Source organism: Bifidobacterium sp. W8112 (assembly GCF_016101425.1).
In the GTDB taxonomy this organism is placed as follows: domain Bacteria; phylum Actinomycetota; class Actinomycetes; order Actinomycetales; family Bifidobacteriaceae; genus Bombiscardovia; species Bombiscardovia apousia.
In genome coordinates this window covers 910,224-926,827 of sequence record NZ_JACFQN010000001.1, presented here as the reverse complement: position 1 = coordinate 926,827, position 16,604 = coordinate 910,224, and the positions used below count along the sequence as shown (strand labels likewise).

The 16,604-nt window shown below is 50.9% G+C and carries 15 protein-coding genes; 10 read left to right on the top strand and 5 right to left on the bottom strand.

Annotation, left to right across the window (positions count from 1 at the left end; all coding sequences use genetic code 11):
* Positions 1–106 precede the first annotated feature (106 nt).
* The 10 genes from H3T92_RS03860 to H3T92_RS03815 all read left to right on the top strand — a co-directional run bounded on the left by H3T92_RS03860 (position 107) and on the right by H3T92_RS03815 (position 9,665).
* Entirely contained in the window at positions 107–925 is an 819-nt protein-coding gene (locus H3T92_RS03860) for an energy-coupling factor transporter transmembrane component T (protein WP_144084868.1), read from the top strand.
* Positions 922–1,767 (top strand): energy-coupling factor ABC transporter ATP-binding protein, encoded by an 846-nt coding sequence (locus tag H3T92_RS03855; protein WP_144084869.1) that lies wholly within the window; start codon positions 922–924, stop codon positions 1,765–1,767. Before H3T92_RS03860 ends, H3T92_RS03855 begins: the two co-directional genes overlap by 4 nt.
* Positions 1,764–2,588, top strand: coding sequence for an energy-coupling factor ABC transporter ATP-binding protein (locus tag H3T92_RS03850; RefSeq protein ID WP_144084870.1), 825 nt, complete (start codon positions 1,764–1,766; stop codon positions 2,586–2,588). The genes H3T92_RS03855 and H3T92_RS03850 overlap by 4 nt, the downstream gene beginning before the upstream one ends.
* Entirely contained in the window at positions 2,581–3,282 is a 702-nt protein-coding gene (locus tag H3T92_RS03845) for a phosphoribosylanthranilate isomerase (RefSeq protein WP_144084871.1), read from the top strand. Before H3T92_RS03850 ends, H3T92_RS03845 begins: the two co-directional genes overlap by 8 nt.
* On the top strand, positions 3,275–4,246 hold the full coding sequence (locus H3T92_RS03840) for a carbohydrate kinase family protein (protein WP_144084872.1): 972 nt from the start codon (positions 3,275–3,277) through the stop codon (positions 4,244–4,246). The genes H3T92_RS03845 and H3T92_RS03840 overlap by 8 nt, the downstream gene beginning before the upstream one ends.
* A complete protein-coding gene (locus tag H3T92_RS03835) occupies positions 4,246–5,223 on the top strand; it encodes a nucleoside hydrolase (protein ID WP_144084873.1) in 978 nt (325 codons plus the stop codon). Before H3T92_RS03840 ends, H3T92_RS03835 begins: the two co-directional genes overlap by 1 nt.
* A 31-nt stretch (positions 5,224–5,254) precedes the next feature.
* Positions 5,255–5,920 carry an HAD family hydrolase gene (locus H3T92_RS03830; RefSeq protein ID WP_144084874.1) on the top strand — a complete coding sequence of 222 codons (666 nt, stop codon included), beginning with the start codon at positions 5,255–5,257 and terminating at the stop codon, positions 5,918–5,920.
* Between the two features lies 1 nt (position 5,921).
* A complete protein-coding gene (locus H3T92_RS03825; RefSeq protein ID WP_144084875.1) occupies positions 5,922–7,166 on the top strand; it encodes an iron-containing alcohol dehydrogenase in 1,245 nt (414 codons plus the stop codon).
* An 88-nt stretch (positions 7,167–7,254) separates the two neighbouring features.
* Positions 7,255–8,178 carry a nucleoside hydrolase gene (locus H3T92_RS03820; RefSeq protein ID WP_198189387.1) on the top strand — a complete coding sequence of 308 codons (924 nt, stop codon included), beginning with the start codon at positions 7,255–7,257 and terminating at the stop codon, positions 8,176–8,178.
* Positions 8,179–8,216: 38 nt separating this feature from the next.
* On the top strand, positions 8,217–9,665 hold the full coding sequence (locus H3T92_RS03815) for an MFS transporter (protein WP_144084877.1): 1,449 nt from the start codon (positions 8,217–8,219) through the stop codon (positions 9,663–9,665).
* Between the two features lie 383 nt (positions 9,666–10,048).
* Here the strand turns inward: H3T92_RS03815 and H3T92_RS03810 are convergent, their stop codons facing one another.
* The 5 genes from H3T92_RS03810 to H3T92_RS03790 all read right to left on the bottom strand — a co-directional run bounded on the left by H3T92_RS03810 (position 10,049) and on the right by H3T92_RS03790 (position 15,905).
* Positions 10,049–10,885 carry a carbohydrate ABC transporter permease gene (locus tag H3T92_RS03810; RefSeq protein WP_144084878.1) on the bottom strand — a complete coding sequence of 279 codons (837 nt, stop codon included), beginning with the start codon at positions 10,883–10,885 and terminating at the stop codon, positions 10,049–10,051.
* Positions 10,882–11,736, bottom strand: a complete 855-nt coding sequence (locus tag H3T92_RS03805; RefSeq protein WP_144084879.1) for a carbohydrate ABC transporter permease — start codon at positions 11,734–11,736, stop codon at positions 10,882–10,884. Before H3T92_RS03805 ends, H3T92_RS03810 begins: the two co-directional genes overlap by 4 nt.
* A gap of 135 nt (positions 11,737–11,871) precedes the next feature.
* The gene (locus H3T92_RS03800; protein ID WP_144084880.1) at positions 11,872–13,191 is read right to left on the bottom strand and encodes an ABC transporter substrate-binding protein; all 1,320 of its coding nucleotides are present in this window, start codon (positions 13,189–13,191) and stop codon (positions 11,872–11,874) included.
* A 111-nt stretch (positions 13,192–13,302) separates the two neighbouring features.
* Positions 13,303–14,709 (bottom strand): glycoside hydrolase family 32 protein, encoded by a 1,407-nt coding sequence (locus H3T92_RS03795; RefSeq protein WP_144084881.1) that lies wholly within the window; start codon positions 14,707–14,709, stop codon positions 13,303–13,305.
* A 152-nt stretch (positions 14,710–14,861) separates the two neighbouring features.
* Positions 14,862–15,905, bottom strand: coding sequence for a LacI family DNA-binding transcriptional regulator (locus H3T92_RS03790; RefSeq protein WP_144084882.1), 1,044 nt, complete (start codon positions 15,903–15,905; stop codon positions 14,862–14,864).
* Positions 15,906–16,604 lie beyond the last annotated feature (699 nt).

The following is a 16,604-nucleotide window of genomic DNA, read 5'->3' as shown; positions in this document are numbered from 1 at the left end:
TGAAGCTTTCCGAGACGGCGACTGATCATGCTGAGGACACTGCCTCAGAATCCGTCGATGGCCATGATGCGACAAGCACTGGCTCGAGCAATCAGGGAGAGCGCTGATGTCCGGGTCTGCTTCTGCCGCTATACCTGACTCGCCCTTAGCGCGAATGCATCCCATCGCGAAAATCGTAGGGATTTGTTCGCTTGGTTTGTCCACGATAGCATGGCCGGACTTTACCCTTGGGTTGCTTTTCATCCTCGTGCTTTTCTTGGCGGCAGCAACAGCGCATGAGTTCAAACCATTCGCCAAGATCATGCTTGGTTTCGGCATACCGGTGACGATCATGCTGCTCTTCATCCAAGGTTGCTACAGTCCCAAGAACACCAAGACCATACTTGATTTGGATTTTGCAAGGATGGGGTTGGAAGGCAGTCTTTACGCAGCCAAGATAGTGGTCACCCTTATGGTTTTCCTCGGGTCTTTCTATCTGACGACCAAAACCACGTACATGGGTCGTTTGGTAGCTGCATTAAGCCAAGTCGGCGTTCCATCCAAAGTTGGTTACCTGATACTGGCGAGCTTGAATGTTGTCCCTCAGATGCAGCGCCGAATAACGGTTATCGAGCAGTCCCAGCACTCTCGTGGGTTGGAAACAAGCGGGAACATCATTTCCAGGGCGAGAGCTTTCATACCGTTGCTGGGCCCGGTGGTTCTTTCTTCACTGACTGACTCTCAAGAGAGAGGCATGACATTGGAAACCAGGGGGTTTGGCATCAAGGGCATTCGCCAGACCAGCTATATCAAGGTCCAGTGGAGGCGGACAGACACCCTGTTCACTGCATGTGCCACGCTTCTTTTTTTGCTGGTACTGGCAGGTTCCATCATGTCAGGCATGGGGATCGTTCCTCTTGGCATTCAGTGGGGAGGCCGGGCATGAGAAAAGCAATTGAGGTAAAGGATTTCTCATTCCGCTATCGAAATGCCTCGTCGAGTACGTTGAAGCGCATCAGTTTTGCAGTTGACAAAGGCAGCTTTTTCTGCATCATCGGTGCCAATGGAGCTGGAAAATCTACCCTCTGTAATGCACTGGTCGGATTGATCCCGCACTATTTCGTGGGTAGGTCTAAAGGGCTGGTCCAAATTGAGGGTGTCGATGTGGCCAAGACGACTATAGCTGAATTGTCGAAGACCATTGGATTGGTTTTCCAGAACCCCTTCAATCAGCTCTCTTATACAGCCGGCACAGTGGCTGAGGAGCTTGCATTCGGCCTAGGCAACTATGGAGTGCCGCGGGAGGTCATGCATGAAAAAGTGCTTCAGGTGGCGCGCCTGATGCATGTGGAAGAGCTGCTCGACAAAAACCCCCTGGACTTGTCGGGCGGGCAGGTCCAACGAGTGGCGTTTGGCTCTGCTTTCATCATGGAGCCCAGCATCCTGGTGCTTGACGAATGCACTGCTCAGTTGGATCCCTTGGGAAGCGAAGAGATATTCAATATCGTCAAAGATCTGAATTCCAGTGGCGTGACTGTCGTCATGGTTGATCATGACATGGAACGCGTCGCGCAGTATGCCGACCAGGTCATGGTGATGCGGAAGGGCAAGGTTGCCGCCTTGGGAACACCACGGGAAGTATTCACCAACCCCCGTACGCCGGATTGGGGCATTGATGTGCCTGACTATGTCAAGTTGGGCAGAGGCCTGCAGTCTGCTGGTTTTGATCTTGACGAGTTGCCCATTGATGAGAGTCATGCTGTGCAGACAGTCAGGGGTTTGCTATGAAAATTGTTGTCGAACACCTGAGGCATGCCTATCCGAATGGCTATTGCGCCCTGCAGGATGTCAACCTGACCTTTGAGGGCAGCCAGCCTGTGGCCTTGATTGGTCAAAACGGTGCCGGCAAGACGACCTTGGCCAAGCATCTGAATGGAATACTCAGACCCACTTCTGGTCGAATATTGATCGATGGGGTCGATGTCGCGACTGCGCAGACAGCTCAATGGGCCCGGAAAGTAGGGTATATCTTTCAGAATCCGGATGACCAGCTGTTTCTGGATAGTGTGCGCAAGGAATTTGAATTTGGACCCCACCAACTCGGTGTGAGCGATGAGGAGATAGAGCACAGAACAACCAGGATCGCGGAATTGGTCGGGCTGGAGAAGAAACTCGATAGCCATCCCTTCGATTTAAGTCCCACCGAGAAGAAATTCTGCGCTATCGGTTCTGTACTCATGATGAATACCGGAGCCTTGGTATTTGATGAGCCGACTTGCGGACAGGACAAGATCGGGAATGACCGCCTGGCAGCCATTATTTCAAGGCTGAAAGATCAGGGCAAGCTATGTATCGCGATTTCGCATGATATGAAGTTTGTCACCCGGAACTTTCCTCGTGTGGTCCTTATGCGAAAAGGACAGGTTCTTTTGGCAGGAAGCAGGGAAGAGGTCTTTGCGCGCCAAGAGATTCTGCAGAAGGCCTATGTGGCGCCCCCTCCAATCACGCGGGTGGCGCAGGAAGTAGGCATGGCCAAACCAGTTTTCACTGTTGAAGCATTCACCGAAGTCATTCGACAAGCAGGACAGAAAGGAAAAGAACGTGGCTAAGGTCATCGTCCAAATCTACGGCATCAGAAGCGTTGAGGATGCACGAATGGTCATCGACGCAGGGGGTGACCATCTTGGCGTCTCCTATGGAAGCATCAAACGTACTCCAGGCCAGCTCGATTGCGAACAGGCCAAGGCGATATTTGATGCCATAGGTAACGATGCCGTCAAGGTCGGTCTTACCGTTGCTGAAGATATTGACGAAATCAGCGACAACCTTAACGAAGCCCTGCCTGATGTCCTTCATCTTTCCGGTGACATCGATGCTATCGAACCCGAACAGATACGTGTTCTCCGCAAGAGGTTCCCGTCTTTGCGAATCATGCAGGCCATCCCAGTATTGGCCGGCGTTCCGCTGGATGAGCAAAGGGTGCTGGAATATGTCAAGGAATACGAGCCGGTTTCGGATTTCTTCCTCATCGACACCAAGGCGCCTGAGGCCGGAGACATCGGTGCGACCGGTCTGACTCATGATCGCAGCATCGACAAGGCCATCATCGAGGCAACCGAGGTCCCCTGCATCATTGCCGGCGGACTTGATGAACAGAATGTGGCTGAGGCAATAGCGCAGACAGACCCCTATGGAGTGGATTCGTTCAGCTTCACCAACTATTCCGATGAGCGGGGTGATGGCCTTCACTGTAAAGATCCCCAGAAAGTCTTAGCCTTCGTCCAGGCGGCGCGCGATGCCTGAAGTAGCGGTTGTCGGCGATGCCAATGTGGACATCATCGTTCCATATCCACGCTTTTTAAATCCAGAGAGGACCAAGGTCGAATACCCGACTCCAGAAGTCGTAGGAGGGGGTACTTGTGCCAATACTGCAGTAGCGCTTTCGAGACTGGGCCGCGATGTGCTCTTTGCTGGGACTGTGGGCGATGATTCTTATGGCCGCTTTACCAAGAAAGATTTGATAGAGGCCGGGGTGGATGTTGACGGATTGGTAGTTGATCGAAAGGTCAATACTGTCGGTGTTTTCGCTTTCATCGATGAAACTGGTGAACGGTATCTCTGGGGCTGGCCGAGAGATCATCAATCCTTCAAAGAACTGGATTGGGACAGGCTTCCTATGAAGAAGCTCGCCGAGGTCTCCTGGATACACAGTTCAGGCATGTGCTTGACCTATGCGGGTAGTTCTCGAGACAGTATCATCCGCTTGTTCGCCTGGGCTCGTGAGCGTGGAATCCGTACTTCACTGGATCTGAATCTTCGCGTAGATAACGGAGAGCTGGATTCCGACTTTGCTGGTGCTTTGAATGAGATCTTGCCTCAGGTGGATTATTTGCTTGGTTCAGGTCCTGAAGAATTTGCTTATCTGGGTCAAGATAACTGGAGGGAGAACGCCAGGAATCTAGCCAGCAATGGCCGTGTGGTGGTCGCGCGTGATGGCAGTCGGGGTTCCGTCGGATTTGCCCAGGGGAACGCGGAGATCAACGTTCCTGCTTTCAAGGTCGAAGTAGCAGACACCGTCGGCGCTGGAGATACCTACAATGCAGGTTTCATCAGTGCCATCCTGTCCGGCGAAGAACTCACGGGGGCGCTGAGACAGGGAAACGCTGTATCGGGCTATGAGGTCAGCCACAAGGGCGCTCGGCATTGTCCTGACATCCAACAGCTTGACGATTTTTTCAACAATCACGAATTACTCAAGGAGGAATAATGAAGAAAAAAGTAATCCTGGACTGTGATCCTGGACATGATGATGCTTTCGCGATGATGCTGGCGGTCCAGAACCTGGATGTGCTGGGCATTACGACGATTGGCGGCAACTGCACACTGGAAAACGTCACGCGGAATGCCATCAAGGTTTTGGAAGTCATCGGCCAGGCTGACAATATCGGCGTTTACCCTGGCCATAGCAGGCCAACGGTCATGCCTCTGGTCACAGCTCCTCAGTTCCATGGGGAAACCGGACTGGATGGTCCCGTTCTGCCCGAGCCTACCCATTCGCCGCAAGACAAACATGCAGTCGACTTCATCGTTGATACGGTCATGAGCACTGATGATGTAACCCTTATTGCCACGGGACCGTTGACCAATATCGCTGCTGCCCTTAATCGCGAGCCGCGCATGGTCGACCGCGTCCGTGAGATTTGCATCATGGGTGGATCGGTGACTTTCGGTAATTGGACTCCCACTGCTGAATTCAATATTTATGTTGACCCCGAGGCCGCTTATCGTGTCTTTAATTCTGGCATTCATGTCAAGATGACAGGGATCAATCTGACGCGGCAGTGCTGTCTGACCGAGAAGCATATCGCAGATTTCCGGAATATTGGCACCAAGGCTGCCAATTTCGCTGCTGATTTGACCGAATACTTCCTGAAAACCTGCGAAGACGAAACGCAATTGACAGGAGCCACCATCCACGACGCTTGCGCAGCAGCTTGGATCATCAATCCTGATCTCATCAAGTCGGCTTCCATGCATATTGATATCGAGCTTAAGGGCGAATTGACCAGGGGAATGACGGTATGCGATTACCGGCACCTGCGTGGTATCGATCCGGCCGTCGATATCGAGCGTACGCCGCAGATGGATTTCCGCGGGGAGCAACCCAATGCTGAGGCAGCGCTTGAATTGGATTTCCCGGGCTTTGTGGATCTGCTGTACAAGACGCTTCGTCAGTATGACTGAAAACTAAACGACAGGAATTAGGAGTTTTTTGGTGGGTATTCACATGGTGCTGTGGGACTTTGATGGGACTCTTGCAGACAGTAGCAGCGATGTATGGCGCTCGCTTGTGTATGCTGCAAGTCTCGAAGGTGGCGAATTCCCAGCTGCGTTCATGCAGGACAACAGCAATCTGAGCGCCCCTATGAGGACCATTTTCAACCATGTGAATCCCCGCCCAAGCCCGAACAGGCTGGAAGCTTTCGAAAAGAACGTGAATACCCACTACCGGACCATAAATGATTTCCCCTCTACTCGGCTGTATCCGGGTATAGCAATCATTCTTGAAGAATTGAGATGCAAAGGCATAGGAAACGTAATCGTCACCATGAAGCCGAAACCAGCTCTTGAACGATTGCTGACCACCAAGGGCTGGGAGGACAAGTTCCAAGGGTGGATTACCCCTGAAGTGGCTTCAGGCCGAGAGATGACCAAGGAAGCCATGGTCTCGTATATTTTGGATCGATGGCACCTATCTGCGCAGGACTGCCTATTGATCGGTGATAGCCAGGCAGATATCAGGGCTGCTGCAACTCATGCAGTCAGGTCAGTAGGTGTGACCTATGGCGACGGTGACACCGAGCATCTTCTCGAGGCGAATCCGACTTATGTGGCTCACGAGGTAGTTGATTTGGCTTCGATTCTGAAGAAAGAAGTATGACATGTTTCAAGATTTCACTATCTGCATTAACACCAGATTCATTTTTGGACGAGGTGCTGAGGAACAAGTAGGTCGGGAGTTTGCAAAACTCGGGGTGCATAAGATCCTCATCCATCATGATGACGGCAGCTACCTGCAAACGACGGGTCTCCTGGATGCGATCAGGAAGAGCTGCGACCAGGCTGGTGTCAAATATGTCGAGCTAGGAGGCGTGCAGCCTAATCCCCGGTTGCAGAAGGTGCGAGAGGGCATTGAACTTGCCCGCCGCGAGGGGGTGGAAGGCGTTTTGGGCATCGGCGGCGGCAGCAGCATCGATTCCGCCAAGGCTATTGGTCTGGGACTGGCGAGTGACCGCGATGTCTGGGACTACTTCACTGGCATTGCTGAGCCTCAGGGGACGGTTCCGGTAGGTGCTGTTCTGACTTGCCCTGCAGCCGGCAGCGAGTCGAGTCAGGTAGCAGTAATAAACAACGAGGACGAGCATCGCAAGTTGCTGGTGAGCAATCCCGTTGTCCGCCCGGCTTTGGCTTTTATGGATCCGATGCTCTCCGAGTCTCTTCCAGCTTTCCCTACAGCTTGCGGGGTTGTGGATATGTTTTCGCATATCTGTGAGCGCTACTTCACCAAGGATGACACTTTCGGGCTCATAGATCGTATGTCTGAAGGCGCTCTTCGTACCTTGGTCGCCATTGGCCCTAAGTCAGTAGCAGACGGGAAAAACTATGAATACCGTGCGCAGATAATGTGGGCCTCGACAATAGCGCAGAACAACACCCTGGGGGTCGGTCGTGAGCAGGATTGGTCAACCCATACCATAGCCAACGAACTGAGCGCCCTTTATGACACCCCTCATGGTGCCACTCTCTCCATCATCATGGGGTCATGGATGAGGTACTGTATCAACAAGTCTCCTCGGCGCTTCGCTCGGTATGCCCAAGAAGTATTCGGCCTTCACGATGAGACCATGGATGTTACAGATCTGGCCTTGCGCGGCGTGACAGCAACCGAGAACTTCTTCACCTCGATGAGCATGCCGATTTCCTTTGCTGATTATTCGATTCCTGAAGACGGCATCGAGCAGATGCTGGACAATATCGACTTCTACGGACCTGACCAAGCAATAGGTTCCGTAGTCAGGTTGAACCGCGACGACTGCAGGGCGATTTTCCAAATGGCTTTGGGCCATGGCGTGGCTGCCGATTCCTCAAGGTCAGGCGGTGATGCCACCGCTTCTAAGGCGGAGTAAGAGATGAGGGAATCTGCGCTCGTGCGGCATGTGAGCCGATTCCCTATGACCAGTTTTCCATTAGACATCAAAGAAAAGGAGTGAACTGATGGCTAAACCTCTGATCATCGATACAGATCCTGGTATTGATGATGCCGCGGCAATTACCTTGCTGGTAGATGAGCCTGCTTTTGACATCAAGCTGATTGCCTCGGTATCCGGCAATGTGGGCATCGGACATACAACCAATAACGCTCTCAAGCTGCTGACTTTCCTAGGTAGGAGGATCCCTGTTGCTCGCGGTGCGGCTGCTCCGCTTATGAGAGACAACCGTTTTGCTACGGAAGCGCACGGCAAATCGGGTATGGGGTCTTTTGAGTTTCCCGAGCCTGACAATAGTCTGCTGACTGCCAATAACGCAGTTTTGGAAGAACGTCAGGTACTCATGGAGAGCACCGAACCCGTCACCATATTGACATTGGGACCCCTGACCAATATCGCTCTGCTTCTAGCGACATTCCCTGAGGTCAAAAGCCATATCGAGCGCATTGTCTCGATGGGCGGATCAACAGAACGCGGAAATATCGGAGTCTACGGCGAGTTCAACATCTCCGTTGACCCAGAAGCAGCCAAAATGGTCTTCCGTAGTGGACTTCCTATTACTATGGTCGGTCTGGATATTGGTCGAAAGGCTCACCTGGTTGCCAATGACCTGGATGCATTGGAAGCTTCAGGCGAAGTCGGCAAGATGGTCAGCTCCCTCTTCCGCTCTTACGACGGTGGCCACATCGAAGAGGGGATCAAGATGTATGATCCTTCGGCAGCTATGGTTCTGATCGAACCAGAACTGTTTACTATGCGCTCAGCCTTCGTCGATGTTGAAATTTCCAGTCCAATAACTTTGGGCGCGACCGCCGTCGACTATGACGGCATCCTCAGCGAGGAAAAGAACTTGGATGTTTGCGTGGATGTCGATGTGGACGGTTTCCGAAAGAGCTTCGTGGACCGCGCAGCGCGCGTTCAGCGACAATAAGTCTTTTCCAAGAGAAAATGAAAGGAAATTGAAAAATAATGAGTGAGTCAACTGTCTCCGAGGAGCAAAGGAACGGCACGCCCGTTCCCGAGGAGGGGACTCCGGAGTTCGCGAAAATGAACAAGATGGCCCGCGTGGCCATCCCGGTGGTCTTGATCATCTTCACCTTAGGCGTGCTCCAGCAGCAGGCCTTTGGCATGATCTACGTGAACATCGGCAAGCAGCTCAACCAGGCCAACCTGGCGCCGCTGATCACCTCCCTGCCAGGCATCATCCTGGGAATCGTCTGCGTCATCTACGGATCTCTGGGCGATTTCGTCTCCTTGAAGAAGATGATGATCCTGGGTACGATCGTCTTCGTGCTGGGGTCGATTCTGGGGTGCTTCGGTACCTTCAGCATCTGGATCGTCATCGCTGCCCGTGTGGTGCAGTCGGCCGGCTGGCAGGTTTCCGGATCCATCTTCCTGGTTCTGGTTTCCAAGTATGTGGAGAAAAAGAAGCGCGTGCTCTGGTATGGCGTCTTCGTTGCAGTCTTCCGCTTCGCCGCTGCCCTGGGAGTCTTCTTGGCTGGCTACATGACCCTGCTCGACTGGCGCTGGCTCTTCGGCGTGGGCATCGTGGCCGTCTTCTTCATTCCCGTGCTGGCCAAGAACCTGCCTGACCAGCATGCCGCTGGCGCCAAGATCGATGGAATCGGCTTCACGCTGATTGGACTGTTCGCCGCTTCGGTGACCATGTTCTTCACTGATATCAACTGGGGCTGGGGCATCGCCTGCATCGTGACCCTGGTGGCCTTCCTGGTTTACGTCAACAAGGCCAGCAACCCCTTCATCACACCGAAGATGCTGACCAACCCCGCCTTCGCCATGACTATGACCGTCATCTTCGTCGGTTACTTCTTCAGCTATACTCTGAACGCCGGCGTCAACGCCATTGGTCTGAACGTCTACGGCATCGACTCCTCCAAGGTCTCCAACCTGTTGGTCTGGTCCATCATCCTGGCTGGCATCATGGGATTCGCAGCCGGGCCGATCATCCAGAAGATCGGGCGCAAGGCTTCGGTCATCCTGGCTCTGGCCTGCATGGGTGGCGGCCTGATCGCCATCGCCTTCCTGATCCCCGCTGGCAAGATCTGGGCCTTGGCCGTTGCACCCTGCATCTACTACTTCGGCACCTCCTTCTTCTACCAGCCAATCGTTGACACGGCGACTCTGACCGTGGAGCCTGAGGAGTCCGGCCGTGCGCTAGGCTTCAACGACCTTCTCCAGGCCATAACCGGTTCCATTGGCGTGTCGCTCTTTGGCCAACTCATGGCCAACGGTTCCATGGGTTCGGGCAGCCTGGCTGGCACCAAGCAGGGCCTGGCATCGACTTACGCCAACGTCTTCATGATTGGCGGCGTGATCATTCTGCTGGGCATGGTGCTCTTCATCTGCTCCATGAAGATGATCTACAGCCACTCACGCGTGGCTGCGGACGAAGGCTGATCCTTAACAGCACAAACAAGAACCGGGCATGGGACGAATTCCCGTACCCGGTTCTTGTCTATACCAATGAATGACTCCAAGACTGATTCAGTTGGTAAGCGATGACTTGAACTTGATATTGGATTAGATCAGGTGATCGGCATCTCCTAATACTGCGATCATTTACTAATCTGCACATCCAACCAATTACTGCTACTGGCTTTTCGAGAAAGCTACAGAGTAATTGATCTGGTATTTTTCTGGCCTGTTGGGTTCTGCAAACCAGGATGAAACGAATACCAAATATTTGTTTGGTGTTTAGGTATTACCCGGTCAAGCACAGATCACCCCCCCCCCACCTCCTCATACAGCGCTATTGCGCGGAGAGGAGGAGGGGGTTCGGATCAACCTTTCACGGCTCCTGCAAGAACACCTTTGATAATGTACTTCTGACAAATAAGGTAAAACACCACAATGGGAATGATGGCTAAAACCAGACAGGCCATCATCGCTCCCATATCCACTGATCCGAAACTTCCTTTCAATTGCTGGATCGCCACGCTCAAGGTTCTGAACCTCCGTAGATCCAATGTGAGGTAGGGAAGAAGGAAGTCATTCCATATCCACATAGCCTCGAGGATGGCCACTGAAATGATTGAGGGCCTCATTATCGGTACCACGATACCGAAGAAGATGCGTGGCACGCTGGCACCGTCTATCATTGCCGATTCCTCGAGCTCGACAGGGATTCCCTTCACCACACCGGTGAACATAAATACCGCCAAGCCTGCGCCAAATCCTAGATACACTATCCACAGTCCCCAAGGCGAATTCAGCCCTAGAGTGTCTGAGAGTTTGGACAAGGTGAACATGACCAATTGGAAGGGTACGGCCATATTCGAGAGAAACAGCAAATAGAGTATCTTCGCAGCCCAGTTGTGCACGCGTACTATCCACCATGCACACATGGAGGTGCACAATAGAATCAGCAGCACCGATCCAATTGTGACAACGACTGTCCAGGTAAAACTCGACAGGAAATCAGTCTGTTCTATGCCTCGGTTGAAGTTATCAAAACCGGCAAATAGCTCGCCAGTTGGCAGAGCAAATGTGTCGTGTGTTATGTAAGAGCGCTGCTTGAAGGCATTCACCACAACCAGTGCTATCGGAAAGATCCACAATAGGCTTACGAGGCTGAAAAACACTGTCCAGATTGCAGGATGTCTGACTTTCCCATTCATGCTGTAACCTCTTTACTCGTGGTAAGTCGATTCTGGATGATCGCGATGGCAGCCACGATGACAAAAAAGATGACTGCTTTAGCTTGACCGACGCCCTCAAACCCAGGACGCCCGTAGAATGTCCTATAGATATTGAGTGCCAGCATTTCAGACGAATTCGATGGGGCCCCATTCGTCAGAGCGAGGTTCTGGTCGAACAGCTTGAATCCGTTGGTGACCGTGAGAAAGGTGCAAACGGTAATAGAAGGCATCATCAGGGGGATGGTGATGTGAAAGAGCGTTTGCCGCCCATTGGCACCATCGACTTGGGCGGCCTCAATAACATCACCTGGCAAACTCTGAAGACCCGAGATGTAGATGATCATCATATAGCCGATCTGTTGCCAGCAATATAGGATCACTAACCCCCAGAATCCGTAGACTCCGGAATACGTGATGGATCTACCCCAATGTGCAAGAATGCCGTTCAACAGCAGCATCCAGATGTATCCCAAAATGATGCCGCCAATCAGATTAGGCATAAAAAAGACCGAACGGAAGATGTTGGCACCACGAATATTGGTGGTCAGCAAATACGCCACGGCGAAGCCTAGGATATTGATGATCAAGGTCGTGACTACCGTAAAGGCTACAGTAAAGATCAGAGCATGCCAGAACTCTGGATCACTGAGCGCAGCTGCATAATTATGAATTCCTATGAACTTCGCATCCGTCACGGTGGCAAAACGGCAGAAGCTCAGGATAATGCTCATGACGAATGGAACAAGGAATCCAATTACAAAGGCCGCAAAAGTTGGCAAAGCGAACAGGGCCCACCATTTGCGGACTGATTTTCCAGCCATAGAAAGCATATAAACTCCAATGTCGAAACAGTATCAACGCAAATTGCCGCTTTGAGGAGCGGCGAGTATGGCCTAGTAATGTCCTTCGTCGGCTCCTGATAGCACTAGGGGAACCGACGAAGGAGATACCGGGGCCTGCTGAAATCAGTGGGTTATCTTGTATTCAGATGACCAGCCGTCTACAAAAGCAGTCTTTACATTGCTCCAGTCTTTGGTCCCCTGAGCATATTCAAGCATGGCGTTTCCCAAGGTGCTGACCCACTGCTGAGACGGAAGAGGATAGATGACAACATCATAATTGCCGGCTTTTGCATAAGCATCGTTGGCGCGATGAATGGGGTTCGCTGTTTTAAACCCTGCCTTTGCATATGACTTGAACGGGGTTTCGAAGCCCATCTCCTCCGATGTGTATTTACGCGCATCATTGTCGTTGAGAATGTAATCCATCCATTCCTTGGTGGCTTTCTTATCCTTGTCGGATGCGTTCTTATTCATAGCCCAGTACTCAAAGCTGACGGTGAGACCTTCTTTTTCCTCGCCCTTGACGCCGATATAAATAGGGAGTACACCCATATCCTCATCTGCGACACCCTGACCACGCAGCTGTTTATACGCCCAAGTCCCAGTTTGAATAAAAACCGCCTTCTTGAGATTGAAGTCAGAGTATGCATCCTCCATAGTGGCACCGGCCAGTTGTGTAGGAGCTACGGTTGCATCCTTGAGATACAAATCAAAAATATCTTTGAAGTTAGACATATATTTTCCGGAGATCTTCGCAGGAATAGTGTCGGTCTTCTGATCTTTGTATTCGTAATAGACGGGAATATGTGCGGTTTGATCACTGAATCTGTGCATGGAGCTGGGGTCGAAGCCTGCGGAGGTGAAGGCACCGGATACGCCTAAGTCGTTCTTATGTTCCTGAATTTCGTCTGCAACGGTCTTTAATGCTTTGAAGTTGTTTATCTTGTCCACCGACTTGATTGTTGACCAGCTTGCATCAAAGTATTTTTTCAGCAGTGCTTTGTTATAAATCAGCCCGTACCGTTCCATGATGAAGGGAACAGCACTGACCTTGCCCTCGCTCTTCAGCGCAAATTCCTTTTTGGTGAGGTCTTTATATGGATTCGTGTCAGACATGTCATCGCAGTAACTGGTCCAATTCGGGAAGTTGTTGTTATCAACATCGAATAATGTCGGCGCTTTCGACTTAGCAAGTTCTCCTTTGAGCGACTGTTCATACTGATCTGATGATGCGGATGTGATGTCGACTGTTATTCCTGTCTTCTTGGTGAAGCGCTTGGCCAGTTCCTTGTATTGGCCAACTTGTTCGACTTTCATGCTGTGGTAATAGACATGTCCTTTCCCTGAATTATCGGCTTTGGATGCATTGCCACAAGCCGATAGCGTTCCGCCTGATAAAGCGAGCGCCATTACGAGAGCCAGTATGGTTGTGCTCTTTTTCATAATTCCTCCATTTGTTGGGTATAACTTCCTCGTTATAATTGTCTGTTCTAAAGCTGGATAAGCGCTTAAGCAAATAGTGCAATGACCTTATTGGGTCTAAATTTACATGGCTTATTGTCTATCGCACCCCTTCTTAAGCCCTCTTGCTATTCGGGTATTTGACAGGTTCAACGCCCCGTCAGTCACAAACACATCGAGTGAATCGCCAAAGTGGCGGTATACGCGAGCGTTCAGCGCTACGCCATTGACATAGATGGTCATTATGGTGTCGTCCACAATGATTTGAATATGGTTTGGTCGATTTGATTCCAAGCGCAACGGTCTTTCCATGCCAATGTCCATGTAATTAAACCAAGGATAATTCGGGTTGGCTGCGAATCGCAGGAAGCCCTGCTGCACATGGAAAGCAAACTGATAGCTTTGTTCGGTCTCCTCGTTTGCATATAGCCTGAAGCCAAAGGTTCGGGTGCCATCGGAAAACTCTACGTCCGTTTCAAAAGCAAAGATGTCGCCACAGGACGGACTGAGAGCCTTTGCAATCTGCTTTCCATCCCCTCTGATACACATATTATTAATTTTTTGGGCTGGGTTAAAAGCGTTGCAGAGGCTGTTCAGCGGCTTTGCGCCGAGGCTGCCATCGGGGCGCTGGTAGAGCTCATGAGGGACAAAAGTACCTCCCCACTCATAATTATGCGTATCGTCATTGCCGATTTTGGTCGGAACCCAGCCAAAAAGCACTCTGTGACCGTTGAGAGCGAAAGTACGGCCGGCATAATATGCGCTACCGTCGAATGCATCGTCGTAGGGTGTCAGCCATGGTCCATCAAGACTTCTGGACATTCGATAAACCATGCCGTGCTTATTGCTGTATTCGGTTACGATGTGATACCACCAGTCACCCATTTTGAACAGATCAGGCATTTCGTGCATTGTAAACAGACCTGGTGCCCAAAAATCACCTTCGAACTTCCAGTGCTTCAGATCGTTCGATGTGAATTTGACAGTCCGTCCTGTCTGCGCGGTCTTCGGGCCTTTCTTTCGAGCTCCCAGAATTAACAGATAGCGCTTATGGTCTTCATCCCGAATAACCATGGGATCGCGCCACTCGTCTACGTCGTACCCTTCCTGAGGGGATAATTTGAGGCTCTCATGACTTTTGCTCCAGTGGTACAAATCATCGCTCACGGCATGCATCAACACCTGGGAGGCTTTGCCTGCAGCTGGATAATCCTTGTTATAGCCCGTATAAAAAGCGTGGTACTGCCCCTCCCCATAGAACACGCTTCCCGCATAGATGAACTGATCCTGTTCGTCGTCAGAACCTCTGGGAATGGCAGTGCCACAATCCTGATAGTGGACAAAGTCTTCAGTGGTGGCTAGAGACCAGCCAAAAGGTTGCCCGAAGGGCTCAGGCTGTCTTGTGTCGCGTTGATGAAAAAGGAAGAACTTGTTTCCCTTGCCGAAGGGCATGCAGTCTCCGAACCAAGTACCAGGGAATTGGTAATAGAGCTTGTTCATGAAATCCTTTCTAGCGAGAATATGAACAAGTACCTAACATGTTCACTCCGCTGTGACTGTCTATGTTTAAGCGCTTCAGCAATCCTATGTTAGAACACGAGCGCTGTCAAATAGGGAATACCTGCGCAGTCTTTTTCCGAGAGCTGTTTGCTCTAGTGATGAATTACCTGATTGGAGGGGAAGACTGAATCGCGCACGATGATTGGACAAGTGACGTGAATAATCTTGCGCTTGGTTTGGCTCGTTTCATCAGTTTGTGGCTTTACTTGCTCGGTGCTCTCGAGCAGAGTTCTGATGCCTAGTACGCCTAGCTCATATTGAGGAAGTGCAACCGTCGTTAATGCAGGATGCAAATGCGCTGAAATAACCTCCTGATTGTCAAAACCAACAATAGATATATCGTCGGGGACTTTGAGCCCCCTCTCATGTAGGGCGTCATAAAGACCCATTGCCATGCGATCATTGTGGCAGAAGACAGCGGTGGCCTTAGTGGCAAGCACTGCTTCTATGGAGCGGTAGCCGCCCTCCTGATTGCTTGGAGCCCTTATTATTGTTGACGGATCAAATTGCACTCCGTAGGACGACAGGGCTTGCCGGTATCCTTCCAACCTTCCAATGGCAGCAGGAGAAGAATCGATGTCATTGACGAAGGCAATACGGCGATGCCCGGCTTTTAATAGAATTTCAGTTGCCGATCGACCTCCCTGGATCTCGTTAGGAACCACAGCGGGATATTGTCTGCGCCTGTCAAAACAATTCACCAGTACGGAATTGACCTGGCGCAGTTCTTTTGGTGGTTCAACGGCGTGATGCACCCATGTTGAATATACGATTCCTTCAACCTGTCTTTCCATCATGAAGGCAAAGGTCTCTTTTTCGATGCGTTTATCGCCGTTGGTGTCTACAACCAGGAGGATTTTGCCATTCTGCCAAGCCTCAGCCTGCGCCCCTCGAATTACTTGACCGGCAAAGGGCGAAGTTGCTACTCCGTCACTGATGAAGCCAATTGAATCGGATTGCCCGCGGGCCAACCCTCTTGCTAAGGCATTTTGTCTGTATCCAAGGCTCACTGCTACTTTTCGTACTCGTTGCCTTGTCTCTTGGGGGATTCTTGCATCCTTGCTATCGTTGATAGCCCACGAAGCTGTAGCAATAGAAACGCCTGCTGCCTTTGCGACATCTTGAAGTGTAACCATGATTAGTAATCCTAACGCCGGTTGTTCTGATTGTTTTTAGCTCCTTAACTACGCCATACGATAAATTACTGGTTTCCATTCTCTGCCTATACCGCGAAGGGATGTTCGATCGAGGATGAGTGGTCTTGGCTGATTCTGAATTTACCATTAGCAGTGTTTTATCATGCTGCTAGGTAGATGCCCATATGTTTCAGCTAAACGTCTTGAAAGAACTCTAGACCTGCTGGTTTCATACGACTTTGCAAAATAAAGATGTTCTTATTCAATTAGCAATATCGTACATTCTTAAAAATTATTAAATAATTACAGCGCTGTACGACGACTGGACTAGGAGAGAATCATGAGGGAGCTTCCTTGAGGGTGTATTGGTTCTCATTTCTAAGTTCAGGCTCACTCGATGCTGTGTCCATGTATAGGATCTAAAGCCTGATAATAGGCAGCAACTTGTTTACGCAAAAGAAGCGTAAATTGTTTTAAACTAAGATCATCGAATTTTGAATTCGTTCAGATGCTTGGCATGTATCTTCTTCTGGTTGCATGTTCGATCGAGGATGCTTGTCTGTCAGCTCTTGCCTCATGCCTGGGTAAAGCCCCATTCCGATATTGCCGTGCACCTCAGTATTCATATTCGGGGCCGCTCTGGCGTCTCCTTAGGTCAATGGCGCTGACAGGGGCATAAGTCATGTTTCAGAAACTCAA

Coding starts and splice junctions, on each gene's coding strand:
- H3T92_RS03860 (WP_144084868.1), top strand. CDS start 107: ATGTCCGGGTCTGCTTCTGCCGCTATACCTGACTCGCCCTTAGCGCGA.
- H3T92_RS03855 (WP_144084869.1), top strand. CDS start 922: ATGAGAAAAGCAATTGAGGTAAAGGATTTCTCATTCCGCTATCGAAAT.
- H3T92_RS03850 (WP_144084870.1), top strand. CDS start 1,764: ATGAAAATTGTTGTCGAACACCTGAGGCATGCCTATCCGAATGGCTAT.
- H3T92_RS03840 (WP_144084872.1), top strand. CDS start 3,275: ATGCCTGAAGTAGCGGTTGTCGGCGATGCCAATGTGGACATCATCGTT.
- H3T92_RS03835 (WP_144084873.1), top strand. CDS start 4,246: ATGAAGAAAAAAGTAATCCTGGACTGTGATCCTGGACATGATGATGCT.
- H3T92_RS03825 (WP_144084875.1), top strand. CDS start 5,922: ATGTTTCAAGATTTCACTATCTGCATTAACACCAGATTCATTTTTGGA.
- H3T92_RS03820 (WP_198189387.1), top strand. CDS start 7,255: ATGGCTAAACCTCTGATCATCGATACAGATCCTGGTATTGATGATGCC.
- H3T92_RS03815 (WP_144084877.1), top strand. CDS start 8,217: ATGAGTGAGTCAACTGTCTCCGAGGAGCAAAGGAACGGCACGCCCGTT.
- H3T92_RS03810 (WP_144084878.1), bottom strand. CDS start 10,885: ATGAATGGGAAAGTCAGACATCCTGCAATCTGGACAGTGTTTTTCAGC.
- H3T92_RS03805 (WP_144084879.1), bottom strand. CDS start 11,736: ATGCTTTCTATGGCTGGAAAATCAGTCCGCAAATGGTGGGCCCTGTTC.
- H3T92_RS03800 (WP_144084880.1), bottom strand. CDS start 13,191: ATGAAAAAGAGCACAACCATACTGGCTCTCGTAATGGCGCTCGCTTTA.
- H3T92_RS03795 (WP_144084881.1), bottom strand. CDS start 14,709: ATGAACAAGCTCTATTACCAATTCCCTGGTACTTGGTTCGGAGACTGC.
- H3T92_RS03790 (WP_144084882.1), bottom strand. CDS start 15,905: ATGGTTACACTTCAAGATGTCGCAAAGGCAGCAGGCGTTTCTATTGCT.